The sequence below is a fragment of the Xenorhabdus stockiae genome, from assembly GCF_002632825.1.
Classification (GTDB): Bacteria; Pseudomonadota; Gammaproteobacteria; order Enterobacterales; family Enterobacteriaceae; genus Xenorhabdus; species Xenorhabdus stockiae.
Window position 1 is genome coordinate 14,471 of the sequence record NZ_NJAJ01000010.1, and the last position, 12,573, is coordinate 27,043.

At 45.0% G+C, this 12,573-nt stretch carries 11 protein-coding genes; 8 read left to right on the top strand and 3 right to left on the bottom strand.

Features of this window, described 5'->3' with window-relative positions:
- The first annotated feature begins 7 nt into the window (after positions 1-7).
- The 6 genes from atpA (at position 8) to glmS (ending at position 7,978) form a co-directional block, all read left to right on the top strand.
- A complete protein-coding gene (gene atpA, locus Xsto_RS06600; RefSeq protein WP_099110080.1) occupies positions 8-1,549 on the top strand; it encodes a F0F1 ATP synthase subunit alpha in 1,542 nt (513 codons plus the stop codon).
- 72 nt (positions 1,550-1,621) lie between these two features.
- Positions 1,622-2,485 carry a F0F1 ATP synthase subunit gamma gene (gene atpG, locus Xsto_RS06605; protein ID WP_099110079.1) on the top strand — a complete coding sequence of 288 codons (864 nt, stop codon included), beginning with the start codon at positions 1,622-1,624 and terminating at the stop codon, positions 2,483-2,485.
- A gap of 34 nt (positions 2,486-2,519) precedes the next feature.
- Positions 2,520-3,902: a F0F1 ATP synthase subunit beta gene (gene atpD, locus Xsto_RS06610; RefSeq protein ID WP_099110078.1), complete on the top strand. Its 1,383-nt coding sequence runs from the start codon at positions 2,520-2,522 to the stop codon at positions 3,900-3,902.
- A gap of 21 nt (positions 3,903-3,923) precedes the next feature.
- Positions 3,924-4,346, top strand: a complete 423-nt coding sequence (locus Xsto_RS06615; RefSeq protein WP_099110077.1) for a F0F1 ATP synthase subunit epsilon — start codon at positions 3,924-3,926, stop codon at positions 4,344-4,346.
- A 233-nt stretch (positions 4,347-4,579) separates the two neighbouring features.
- Positions 4,580-6,010 (top strand): bifunctional UDP-N-acetylglucosamine diphosphorylase/glucosamine-1-phosphate N-acetyltransferase GlmU, encoded by a 1,431-nt coding sequence (glmU, locus tag Xsto_RS06620; protein WP_099124462.1) that lies wholly within the window; start codon positions 4,580-4,582, stop codon positions 6,008-6,010.
- A 138-nt stretch (positions 6,011-6,148) separates the two neighbouring features.
- A complete protein-coding gene (gene glmS / locus Xsto_RS06625) occupies positions 6,149-7,978 on the top strand; it encodes a glutamine--fructose-6-phosphate transaminase (isomerizing) (protein ID WP_099124463.1) in 1,830 nt (609 codons plus the stop codon).
- Positions 7,979-8,316: 338 nt separating this feature from the next.
- Here glmS and Xsto_RS06630 read toward each other — a convergent pair whose 3' ends face one another.
- Together Xsto_RS06630 and Xsto_RS06635 are read right to left on the bottom strand one after the other, a co-directional pair.
- A complete protein-coding gene (locus Xsto_RS06630; protein WP_099124464.1) occupies positions 8,317-9,303 on the bottom strand; it encodes a YecA family protein in 987 nt (328 codons plus the stop codon).
- 79 nt (positions 9,304-9,382) lie between these two features.
- Entirely contained in the window at positions 9,383-9,679 is a 297-nt protein-coding gene (locus Xsto_RS06635) for a TM2 domain-containing protein (RefSeq protein WP_099124466.1), read from the bottom strand.
- Positions 9,680-10,328: 649 nt separating this feature from the next.
- Between Xsto_RS06635 and Xsto_RS06640 the strand changes: the two genes are divergently transcribed.
- A complete protein-coding gene (locus Xsto_RS06640) occupies positions 10,329-10,625 on the top strand; it encodes a hypothetical protein (RefSeq protein WP_099124467.1) in 297 nt (98 codons plus the stop codon).
- Positions 10,626-10,720: 95 nt separating this feature from the next.
- Positions 10,721-11,287, top strand: a complete 567-nt coding sequence (locus Xsto_RS06645; RefSeq protein ID WP_141554494.1) for a 3'-5' exonuclease — start codon at positions 10,721-10,723, stop codon at positions 11,285-11,287.
- A gap of 61 nt (positions 11,288-11,348) precedes the next feature.
- On the opposite strand, the gene Xsto_RS06650 is transcribed toward Xsto_RS06645, so the two are convergent.
- On the bottom strand, positions 11,349-12,497 hold the full coding sequence (locus tag Xsto_RS06650; protein ID WP_099124470.1) for a hypothetical protein: 1,149 nt from the start codon (positions 12,495-12,497) through the stop codon (positions 11,349-11,351).
- Between the last annotated feature and the right edge of the window lie 76 nt (positions 12,498-12,573).

Consider the following 12,573-nt stretch of genomic DNA (forward strand, 5'->3'; position numbering starts at 1 on the left):
GGAGCATATGCAACTGAATTCCACCGAAATCAGCGAACTGATCAAACAGCGTATTGCTCAGTTCAATGTGGTGAGCGAAGCTCACAATGAAGGTACGATTGTTTCCGTTAACGACGGTATCATTCGTGTCCACGGTTTAGCCGATGTCATGCAGGGTGAGATGATTGCACTGCCTGGCAACCGTTATGCAATTGCACTGAACCTGGAGCGAGACTCCGTGGGTGCGGTTGTTATGGGTCCGTATGCTGACTTGGCCGAAGGCATGAAAGTCAAATGTACTGGCCGTATTTTGGAAGTACCTGTTGGTCGTGGTTTGCTGGGTCGTGTTGTTAACACACTGGGTGAGCCAATCGACGGTAAAGGTGCTGTTGAGCACGATGGTTTCTCCCCAGTAGAAGTTATCGCTCCGGGGGTTATTGATCGTCAATCCGTTGACCAGCCTGTCCAGACAGGTTACAAATCTGTTGATGCCATGATCCCAATCGGCCGTGGTCAGCGTGAGCTGGTTATCGGTGACCGTCAGACAGGTAAAACTGCACTGGCGATTGATGCGATCATTAACCAACGTGATTCCGGTATCAAATGTATTTACGTAGCGATTGGTCAGAAAGCCTCTACTATTGCTAACGTAGTTCGTAAACTGGAAGAGCATGACGCACTGAAAAACACCATCGTTGTTGTTGCATCTGCTTCTGAATCTGCTGCCCTGCAATATCTGGCACCGTATTCTGGCTGTGCGATGGGTGAATACTTCCGTGATCGTGGTGAAGATGCCCTGATTGTTTACGATGACCTGTCTAAACAGGCTGTTGCTTACCGTCAGATTTCTCTGTTGCTGCGCCGTCCACCTGGACGTGAAGCATTCCCTGGTGACGTTTTCTATCTGCACTCCCGTCTGTTGGAGCGTGCAGCGCGTGTTAACGCTGAATATGTTGAAAAGTACACCAATGGTGAAGTGAAAGGCAAAACAGGTTCTCTGACAGCACTGCCAATCATCGAAACACAGGCTGGTGACGTTTCTGCATTCGTACCGACAAACGTTATCTCCATTACTGATGGTCAGATCTTCCTTGAATCTGCTCTGTTCAACGCAGGTATTCGTCCGGCGGTTAACCCAGGGATTTCCGTATCCCGTGTAGGTGGTGCTGCTCAGACTAAGATTATCAAGAAACTGTCTGGTGGTATCCGTACTGCTCTGGCTCAGTACCGCGAACTGGCGGCATTCTCCCAGTTTGCATCTGATCTGGATGATGCGACTCGTAAGCAGCTGGATCATGGTCAGAAAGTAACTGAGCTGTTGAAACAGAAACAGTATCAGCCAATGTCTATCGCACAACAGGCTCTGTCTCTGTTTGCTGCTGAGCGTGGCTATCTGGAAGATGTCGAAATCGCGAAAGTGGTCAGTTTCGAATCTGCGCTGTTGGCGTATGCTAGCCATGAACATGCTGATCTTCTGAAAGAGATTGACCAGTCTGGCGATTACAACGGAGAGATCGAAGCGAAGCTGAAAGCTCTGTTGGAATCCTTCAAGGCGACTCAGTCCTGGTAACACTATTCGGCCCTGTTTGATTCTGTTTAATGAAAAAACACGGGCCGTCTGGTTGAATACGGAGAAGCAGAAATGGCCGGCGCAAAAGAGATACGTACCAAAATCGCCAGTGTGCAGAACACGCAGAAAATCACTAAAGCGATGGAAATGGTCGCCGCGTCCAAAATGCGTAAAACGCAGGACCGCATGGCGGCCAGCCGTCCTTATGCAGATACCATTCGCAGCGTGATTGGACACCTTGCGTTAGGTAATCTGGAGTACAAACACCCATACCTTGAAGAGCGTGAAGTTAAACGCGTTGGGTACGTGGTTGTTTCTACTGACCGTGGTTTATGTGGCGGTTTGAACATTAACTTGTTCAAAAAATTGCTGATAGAAATGAAAGACTGGTCTGATAAAAAAGTCCAGGTTGATTTGGCACTTATTGGATCAAAAGCGGTTTCTTTCTTTTCTTCTGTTGGTGGCAACGTTGTTGCCCAGGTAACAGGGATGGGAGATAACCCATCATTGTCCGAATTGATCGGGCCAGTCAGCGTCATGATGCAAGCATATGACGAAGGGCGTCTGGATAAACTGTATATAGTGACAAACAAGTTCCACAATACAATGTCTCAGGTTCCGACAATCACTCAGTTATTGCCTCTGCCAGCCGGAGACGATGAAACACTGAAGAAGAAGTCCTGGGATTATCTGTATGAACCAGATCCTAAGGCGCTGTTGGATACCTTGCTGCGTCGCTATATAGAATCGCAAGTTTATCAGGGCGTCGTTGAAAACCTGGCTAGTGAGCAGGCCGCACGAATGGTAGCGATGAAAGCCGCGACTGATAACGGTGGCAACCTGATCAAAGAGTTGCAGTTGGTTTACAACAAAGCTCGTCAGGCCAGCATTACTCAGGAACTCACCGAAATCGTTTCGGGTGCAGCTGCGGTTTAACAGCTAGGTTTACGAATTACGTAGAGGATTCAAGATGGCTACTGGAAAGATTATCCAGGTAATCGGCGCCGTGGTGGACGTCGAATTCCCTCAGGACAGCGTACCAAAAGTATACGATGCCCTTGAGGTTAAAAACGGTGAAGAAAAACTGGTGCTGGAAGTTCAGCAACAGTTAGGCGGCGGTATCGTTCGCTGTATCGCAATGGGTACTTCTGATGGTCTGCGCCGTAATTTGGAAGTGACTGATTTAGGTCATCCAATCGAAGTCCCTGTTGGTGAAGCGACTCTGGGTCGTATCATGAACGTACTGGGTGACCCGATTGATATGAAAGGTGACATTGGCGAGCAAGAGCGCTGGTCAATTCACCGTACTGCACCAAGCTATGAAGAGTTATCTAACTCTCAGGAACTGCTGGAAACCGGTATCAAAGTAATGGACCTGATTTGTCCATTCGCTAAAGGTGGTAAAGTCGGTCTGTTCGGTGGTGCGGGTGTAGGTAAAACCGTTAACATGATGGAGCTGATCCGTAACATCGCGATCGAGCACTCCGGTTACTCTGTATTTGCAGGTGTAGGTGAACGTACTCGTGAAGGTAACGACTTCTATCATGAAATGACAGACTCCAACGTACTGGACAAAGTATCTCTGGTATACGGTCAGATGAATGAGCCACCAGGAAACCGTCTGCGTGTTGCTCTGACCGGTCTGACCATGGCGGAAAAATTCCGTGATGAAGGCCGTGACGTTCTGTTGTTCGTCGATAACATTTACCGTTATACCCTGGCAGGTACCGAAGTATCGGCACTGTTGGGTCGTATGCCATCTGCGGTAGGTTATCAGCCAACGCTGGCGGAAGAGATGGGTGTTCTGCAAGAACGTATCACCTCTACCAAAACTGGTTCAATCACTTCCGTACAGGCTGTTTACGTTCCTGCGGATGACTTGACTGACCCATCACCAGCAACAACCTTTGCTCACTTGGATGCAACTGTTGTACTGAGCCGTCAGATCGCATCTCTGGGTATCTACCCAGCGGTTGACCCACTGGATTCAACCAGCCGTCAGCTTGATCCACTCGTTGTTGGTCAAGAGCACTATGACGTAGCTCGTGGCGTTCAGTCTATCCTGCAACGTTATCAGGAACTGAAAGACATCATCGCGATTCTGGGTATGGACGAACTGTCAGAAGATGACAAACTGGTTGTTGCTCGTGCTCGTAAGATCCAGCGCTTCCTGTCTCAGCCATTCTTCGTTGCAGAAGTATTTACCGGTTCACCAGGTAAATTCGTTTCTCTGAAAGACACCATCCGTGGCTTCAAAGGCATCCTGAACGGTGATTATGACCACCTGCCAGAGCAGGCGTTCTACATGGTTGGTACCATCGAAGAAGCTATAGAAAAAGCTAAGAAGCTTTAATACGGCTGACGGGAGGTTGATATGGCTGCAATGACGTTCTCCCTGAACGTAGTCAGCGCTGAAAAACTGATGTTTGAAGGGCTGGTACAGAAAATTCAGGTGACTGGTAGTGAAGGTGAGTTGGGGATTTATCCTCAGCACACTCCGCTGCTTACTGCCATAAAACCTGGCATGATACGTATTGTTAAGCAGTTTGGTGAAGAAGAGTTTATCTACCTGTCAGGTGGTATTCTGGAAGTTCAGCCAAACGGCGTGATCGTACTGGCCGATACAGCGATCCGTGGTAAGGATTTGGATGAAGCCAAAGTGCTTGAAGCCAAGCGCAAGGCGGAAGAACATGTCCGTAATTCCCACGGCGATGTTGATTATGCTCAGGCATCTGCTGAATTGTCGAAAGCGATTGCAAAACTTCGTGTAATCGAACTGACGAAAAAGCTGATGTAGGATTACCTAATAAATTTCAAATATTAACTGATAAAGTTAAATTTGAGAGATAAAAGGTAAATACCCAATGGATTTCGAATTGCATTGAGATAATTGGAAAGACAGAGGGTAAGGCAGTAGATAAAAAGCCAGTTAGTCATGCTAACTGGCTTTTTTGCATTACGAAATATGTAGCAATTTATTTCGTAAACAGGTTTACTTTTATACTTAAAATCGGAATTGTCAGGTTTCTTATGTCTATTACATCCAACGCAACTGTTTCCAAGCCAATAACTTCCAAATCAACGAGTGCAAAAAGTGTTGTGATACTGGCTGCGGGAAAAGGAACCCGCATGTATTCTGACCTCCCTAAAGTCCTGCACTCACTGGCAGGAAAGCCGATGGTTCAGCATGTCATTGATACTGCAATGGCATTGGGTACCCAAAATGTTCATCTGGTATATGGGCATGGCGGCGACCTGATGAAACAAACTCTTTCAGGCCAGAAAAACGCTAATCAAAACCTGAACTGGGTATTGCAAGCAGAACAGCTAGGTACTGGCCACGCGATGCAGCAGGCGGCTCCACATTTTGCCGATGATGAAGATATTCTGATCCTCTACGGCGATGTACCACTGATTGCTCAGGATACGTTAGAACGTTTGATTGAAGCTAAACCAGAAGGCGGTATTGGCTTATTAACCGCTATTTTGGATAACCCGACCGGATATGGTCGTATCATCCGTGAAAATGGCGAAGTCACAGGGATCATCGAACAAAAAGATGCGACTGACGAGCAGCGTAAAATCAACGAAATCAACACCGGCATTCTGGTCGCAAACGGTGGTGATTTGAAACGCTGGTTATCTAAACTGGAAAACAATAACGCACAAGGTGAATACTACCTGACAGACGTTATTGCACTTGCACATCAGGAAGGCCGTCAGATTAAAGCTGTTCATCCAAGCCGTTTAAGTGAAATGGAAGGGGTTAACAACCGTCTTCAGCTTTCTGCATTAGAACGTATTTACCAGTCTGAACAAGCGGAGAAATTATTGCTGGCGGGTGTCATGTTACTCGACCCGGCTCGTTTCGATCTGCGAGGAACATTAGAGCATGGCCGCGATATTACCATTGATACCAATGTCATTATTGAAGGTCATGTCGTATTGGGGAATAACGTTCAGGTAGGCTCTGGCTGTATTCTGAAAAACTGCGTTATCGGTGATGGTGCGGTAATCAGCCCTTATACTGTAATAGAAGACTCTGAACTCGCGGCTGAATGTACAGTCGGGCCTTTTGCTCGCTTGCGTCCGGGTTCTAAACTGGCGGAAAAAGCCCATGTCGGCAATTTCGTTGAAATGAAAAAATCCTCCCTTGGCAAAGGTTCCAAAGCAGGGCACCTGACTTATTTGGGTGATTCTGAAATTGGAAGTAATGTAAATATCGGTGCAGGAACCATTACCTGTAACTATGATGGCGCCAATAAATTTAAGACTATCATTGGTGATGACGTATTTGTGGGTTCTGACAGCCAGCTTGTTGCCCCTGTAAACATTGCTAAAGGTGTCACTATCGGCGCAGGAACCACCGTAACAAAAGATGTTGCTGAAAATGAGCTGGTTATCAGCCGTGTTAAGCAAACTCATATTAGGGACTGGAAACGTCCTGTTAAGAAAAAATAAATAAGATATACCCATAATAAAACCCCATCTCTACAAAGCTCGGGGACCGGTAAATCCAGAACGAGATTTGCCGGAACACAATCAGGTTGTGAGACATAAAAAGGGCGTTTACAGCCCTATTTTTAGGAATAAAAACACATGTGTGGAATCGTTGGTGCAGTAGCACAGCGTGATATAGCAGAAATACTGATCGAAGGTCTTCGTCGTCTGGAATACCGTGGCTATGACTCTGCGGGTATGGCTGTCGTTGACAGCGAAAATCAGATGACTCGTCTGCGTGAAGTGGGCAAAGTACAGATGTTGGCTGATGAAGCTGATAAACAGGCTGTTATCGGTGGTACAGGTATTGCTCATACCCGTTGGGCGACGCACGGAGAGCCAAACGAACGCAACGCTCACCCTCATGTTTCTGAACATATTGCGGTTGTACATAACGGGATTATTGAAAACCATGAAGAACTGCGTGAAGAACTGAAAGCACGTGGTTATGGTTTCTCTTCAGATACCGATACTGAAACCATTGCTCATCTTGTGCACTGGGAACAGCAACAAGGTGGCTCATTGCTGGAAATCGTACAGCGTGTTATCCCACAATTGCGCGGCGCTTATGGCACCGTCATTATGGATAGCCGTCAACCAGACGTGCTGGTGGCTGCGCGTTCCGGTAGCCCATTAGTGATTGGTCTGGGTGTAGGTGAAAACTTCCTGGCATCTGACCAGCTGGCATTACTGCCGGTGACTCGCCGCTTTATTTATCTGGAAGAAGGCGACGTTGCTGAAATCACCCGCCGCACTGTTCGCATTTTTGATGTGCAGGGCGAAGCCGTTGAGCGCGAGCAGATTGAATCCAGCGTTCAGTATGATGCAGGTGACAAAGGTGTTTACCGTCACTACATGCAGAAAGAGATTTACGAACAGCCAATGGCGATTAAAAACACACTGGAAGGCCGTGTGAGTCATGGTGAAGTTAATCTGTCCGAGCTGGGAGCTAACGCAGCAGAATTACTGTCTCAGGTTGAACATATCCAGATCGTTGCCTGTGGAACGTCTTTCAATGCTGGTATGGTTTCCCGCTACTGGTTTGAATCACTGGCGGGTATTCCATGTGATGTAGAAATCGCCTCTGAATTCCGTTACCGCAAACCAGCCTGCCGTAAAGGCAGCCTGTTGATCACCCTGTCCCAATCCGGTGAAACAGCGGACACACTGGCAGCACTGCGTTTATCCAAAGAACTGGGTTACCTGACTTCCCTGACCATCTGTAACGTTGCGGGTTCCTCTCTGGTACGCGAATCAGACTTTGCTCTGATGACCAAAGCGGGCGCAGAAATTGGCGTAGCATCCACCAAAGCGTTTACTACTCAGCTAACCGTATTGCTGATGCTGGTGGCTTATATGGGGCGCCTGAAAGGTGCTGATGACTCTCTGGAGCAGAATATCGTTCATTCCCTGCATGCGTTACCAAGCCGCATTGAAAGCATGTTGTCGAAAGACAAAGTGATTGAAGCACTGGCAGAAGACTTCTCTGAAAAACACCACGCATTATTCCTTGGCCGTGGCGATCAATATCCGATCGCGGTTGAAGGTGCTCTGAAACTGAAAGAGATCTCTTACATCCACGCAGAAGCTTACGCAGCGGGTGAACTGAAACACGGCCCACTGGCACTGATTGATGCGGATATGCCGGTTATCATCGTTGCACCAAACAACGAACTGCTGGAAAAACTGAAATCCAACATTGAAGAAGTCCGCGCTCGTGGCGGTCAGTTGTACGTCTTCGCCGATCAGGATGCTGGTTTCACCGACAGTGAAAACATGAAGATCATCTCCCTGCCACACGTAGAAGAACTGATCGCGCCGATCTTCTACACCGTGCCACTGCAATTGCTGTCTTACCACGTTGCCTTGATCAAAGGTACCGATGTGGATCAGCCGAGGAATTTGGCGAAATCGGTGACGGTGGAGTGATCGCGTAATATACGCATGAATCAAAACTAAATATTTTCTTAATCCGGTCATGCATTAAGCAGGCCGGATTTTTTTATGCTCAGCGATATGATTTAACCTAAACGTACGATATCGTGACGAGCAGAATTCGGGTTAACCACTCTATTTCACAAGCAATCTAACTATTGGGTTCATGACTTTTTTGGATGTAGCCCCTGACGTCGTTGCGTTTTACACACTGCTTGGACTTGTTTAACTGGGAATGCCTGCATCCAATGGTACAACCCCCATATTTTCAAAGGTTCAGGATTTATTGGCGGCAATAAAGTTGTTTTAGCAATCCCATACCCGCGCGCGTATTAAACTGCAAACCGGAAAGTCTGCGTCAGCAATGGCAGGATATCTGCTTTTCTGGGTAATGCGTTTTCAATAGGACCCCATTTATATTCAATCGTTACAAATCCCCAAAACTGCAAAAAACGCGCGATAAAGCGAGATTCAATCACCATTTTGAGTGACTCTGTTGGTGAAAAGTACTCATCCGGTATGAACTGATGAAGTAAAGCAGGGAATGCAGTAGTGACTTCTTCACTTAATTGATCAACAGAACCATGGCATTGTAGACGCCAAACCATAAACAGCCAGAAAGTGCGTATATCAATGTCTTCCCAATTGTCCAAGTAGCCCCAATTATACTGTGTGGTTGCGGCTTCTAGCATAGGTAAGAAAAAGGCATTAATGCCATGGGTTTGATATTGCTTCTGCACATCTTTTTTCACATAGTAGCGACCACTTCTACGGTAAATAATGCCAGCAATTTCTGCCAATATCCGAGTGTAATGCAGTGCATTAAATTTATCTTCATTACTACCAGAAAATTCATTGATCCTAATAAACTTAGCCACTGGAAATTCAGGCAACAAATCACAGGCTTGTTTTACCAGTTTTGTGGGTAAGTTACCTTTGGTGGTCGCTTTAAATGAGCCTTCATTCTGCATCGCTTCATCTAAGATTAACCCTAAATAGCGCATCACTGGGCTACTTGATAAATCATCCGGCGTGTTGATGGTGACACAAGACAATTGATCGAATGGCGCATACATCCAATTGTTCATTTGGGTTGGTGATAGGCCACAAAACTCAGTATTAGGCCGATTATTATGCTCATTTACTCTATGTTGAGTAACCGCATTTAGCTCATCTAGCGTCAGATTTGGGTTCATAGCAGCGAATTGCGAAATATCATCTAACAATTTCGCCTGTTGCTTTGAAACGCTATCCATACAACAACGTTTGTATTTTTTCCCGCTGCCACAGGGACAAGGATCATTTCTGCCAAATTTCATTTAAAATTGCTCTATTTTATTTTTGCTGATGTACGATTTCGGTACTGCTTACCCCATTTTAATTAAACTTATTAGAGGGTTAACCATACTTACGGGCAAACTCTTCATCGGAATTGCACAAGTAAATAATGAATTCAATGAAAGAAATGATGTAAGGGATGAACGTCCAACAGAAAATCAGATATAAAAAGCCTTGCACGATTTTACCCAGATAAAACTTATGAACGCCAATACCCCCTAGAAAAAATGCTAAGAGCGCAGCAGCGATACGGTTTTTAGTTCCTACAGTGCCTTGTATTGCACCACAGTTTGGACACGCCTTAGCTGTTTCGTGAATTTTATTACCGCACCCGCGGCAAAACACCATACTCGACATTGAGCTTAATCCTTTTAATTAACCTGAGTTTTGGATAAAAATCGACTAACTGCCTGTTTCAGAAGAAAGTTTTGGTAAATGTTGAAAAACTGCTCTGAGGGAGAACAAGCTATGGTTAAGCTAGTAGAAATTTTTTATCGTGTCGACGATTTTTGTCATTTATTCATTCTTCCGGCTGGAGTCAATTACCCTAACCTAATAGATATCCTATCTTAAATAGTAGTTACAAATTTATTCTAAATATAGATAAAAAAGTAAAATGAGGCTTCCATAAGACACCCACCTCAGCCTCACTTATACTCACTGCTTCCGAACTGTAGTGGCACACGGAATTTGATTGTCTGAATAGATATGATATGCATTACTATGCAGAGGACCACTTCTAGGTAACGTATTCTCTGCTTGAGGTACATAGGCTGCTTTATTTTATGCAAGAGGCTGGGGAGCCACTGTACTGGCTGATTAAGTATGAGCACACAAAAAGCGCAGAGGAAATAACTCGGGCTGTACACAGTTGGAACCAGCACAAGCAGCAATTTACTCTAAGGCAAATTGAAGTTGCCGTTAAAACCCTCAATAAAAATCATTGGTTAGCATTTTAACTTAAGGTGGAACTAATTGTGGCTATTAAAACGAGAGGAAATTTATTATGAAACTAAAAAAACTTAAGAAAGAGCTCGATGCGTTAAAGTTAATGGAAAAAGATCCTGATGTGGTTGGTTATGTACTGTTTAACACGCGTAATCGTCGATTTGTGACGCTGGATGAAAATGAGTTTGGTATGGTGATGTACGCGGATGATATCGAAGAAGCCTACTTGGCACCGTCACGGTTTGCCGCATTAAGGGATATTGATTTTTTGCCGGAGCCAGACAAATTTGATACCGCGGCTGTCCCGGTTGTTGATAATCCTTTATTTGGTTTAATGCTTAAAGATCCTATTTGAATTAATACGATAAATAAGAAAGGATAATAATAGTGTTTGATCCAGAAAAGTATCCCGATAAAGCAACTATCCTTAAAATTATTAAGGAAAAAAAGATGTTCCGAGAAAGAATTATTACACAGGCCCATCAATGGATCACGGAACGTGCCTATATTCTGGATACTGAAACCACAGGTTTAGATAAACAGGCACAGGTCGTTGAGATAGCTGTTACAGATATCGATGGGAAGGAGATTTTTCAGCGCTATCTCCGCCCTTCTGTACTGATTGATCCTGAAGCCCAAGCTGTCCACGGTATAACCCTGAGTGCTTTGAGTAATGAACCTCAATGGCCGCAGATTGCTGATGAACTTATCCCGCTTTTGGCCAGCCGTCCTTTGATTATTTTTAATGAAAAGTTTGATCTCAGGCTTATAGCCCAGACTGCGAAGGCATTTGCGATGTATACACGTTGGATAAAGCAGTTGCAGTCTCAGTGTGCAATGGAATTAGCTGCTCAGTTTTATGGCGCAACAAACCGATATGGCACTATTTCACTGGCCAATGCAGCACGGGCTGCGGGAGTGTCAGTAAAGGGAAAAGCGCATACGGCAGTAGTGGATTGCCAGACGACTGCCGCAGTGGTTCGTTCCATTGCGGATTTATACTCTCAGCTAAAGTAGGAAGTTATCCTGCTCACTGTATTCCCCGCCCAAAACAGCCACAAAAGGACGGGGAATTAAATTACATACTACCCTGATACTTATTAATTTCCTGATTGAGTAATTCCAATCGTTGAACTAATGTTCTTCTTCTCTCTATACCCTTGGCAAATAACTGATAAATAGTCACAAATTCGGCTAATGAATTATTAATCTGATAAGCCGCGTACAGATCTTTTATTTCTCTGACCGCTTTATCGTAAGCGCTGGCATGGCCTTGTTCACTGTATGTCTTCGCATTTTTCCAGTGAATTTCTTTTGCGGCAAAGACCGCATTGAGCCGTTTTAATGTTGCAAGCCGCTCTTGTTCGCGCTCCCTTTCTTCAGCCAGCAAGCGTTCCCGTTCCATTTCCTCATTCGCAGCCTGCCAATAAGTATGAAGTGAGGAAGGATTCAGCCAATATTGATAATCATCGCTGGTTGATGGTTTGCAAACCAATGCCCGCGCTTGATGTACAGTCAGTTGTCCTTTATCAAATAAGGATTTCAATAACAAATCTTTATCTGCATCAGATAGCTGATTAATTTGCTCTTCTGTGGTCAACTGCTTAACCTCAGCGGGATGTGCTGATGATGATTTAAGCAGCATACCCAAAGCCTTGTATGCTGCTGGAGGAATACCGAATAATTCTGCAAATGCCAATTGTGCTTCAGATAATTGATTAAAATCGAAATTAATCAAAGGGAGTTCGGACAGCGTCTCATCGTTATCAAATGCGAGTTTCAGCCAGGGGAGATATAGCAGACGGTAATCTCCTCTCAGCAACTCTGAACGTAACTCAACCAAATGATTCAGATAATCACTTGCATCAGCATCGTCCATATAATAATCATTTTCATCCACAGAAAATGTGAATAGTACGTACCCATTCACATTCTCACAGGTTACAGAATCACCATCATCAATGCGCATAAATACCGGCGGGATCGTATCTAACGGTACTTTTAGGTAGAAAATAATCTGGCCCCAATTCGCATAGTAAAGCCCGATATCAAAATACTGAACCATTAGTTTATCTGGATCAGCTTTTAAATCACTGTAATTATAATGAACAGTAAAATGACTCGAACTGATTTCAGCACGGCTGGAGATCATTCTCAGACTGGCTTTTTGCTGTGCGGACAGCACGCCATCCAGCCGTTCAAAATGGTAATATTGGTATTCACTCATAGGCAGAATTCTATAAATTCAGGTTAATATGATGTTGTGATAACCTCACTTTAACACTTGGTCAATTCAAGAGGAA

What these genes read in the sequence shown, in the direction of transcription:
- atpA (WP_099110080.1), top strand. Translation starts at nt 8, where the DNA reads ATGCAACTGAATTCCACCGAAATCAGCGAACTGATCAAACAGCGTATT.
- atpG (WP_099110079.1), top strand. Translation starts at nt 1,622, where the DNA reads ATGGCCGGCGCAAAAGAGATACGTACCAAAATCGCCAGTGTGCAGAAC.
- atpD (WP_099110078.1), top strand. Translation starts at nt 2,520, where the DNA reads ATGGCTACTGGAAAGATTATCCAGGTAATCGGCGCCGTGGTGGACGTC.
- Xsto_RS06615 (WP_099110077.1), top strand. Translation starts at nt 3,924, where the DNA reads ATGGCTGCAATGACGTTCTCCCTGAACGTAGTCAGCGCTGAAAAACTG.
- glmU (WP_099124462.1), top strand. Translation starts at nt 4,580, where the DNA reads ATGTCTATTACATCCAACGCAACTGTTTCCAAGCCAATAACTTCCAAA.
- glmS (WP_099124463.1), top strand. Translation starts at nt 6,149, where the DNA reads ATGTGTGGAATCGTTGGTGCAGTAGCACAGCGTGATATAGCAGAAATA.
- Xsto_RS06630 (WP_099124464.1), bottom strand. Translation starts at nt 9,303, where the DNA reads ATGAAATTTGGCAGAAATGATCCTTGTCCCTGTGGCAGCGGGAAAAAA.
- Xsto_RS06635 (WP_099124466.1), bottom strand. Translation starts at nt 9,679, where the DNA reads ATGTCGAGTATGGTGTTTTGCCGCGGGTGCGGTAATAAAATTCACGAA.
- Xsto_RS06640 (WP_099124467.1), top strand. Translation starts at nt 10,329, where the DNA reads ATGAAACTAAAAAAACTTAAGAAAGAGCTCGATGCGTTAAAGTTAATG.
- Xsto_RS06645 (WP_141554494.1), top strand. Translation starts at nt 10,721, where the DNA reads ATGTTCCGAGAAAGAATTATTACACAGGCCCATCAATGGATCACGGAA.
- Xsto_RS06650 (WP_099124470.1), bottom strand. Translation starts at nt 12,497, where the DNA reads ATGAGTGAATACCAATATTACCATTTTGAACGGCTGGATGGCGTGCTG.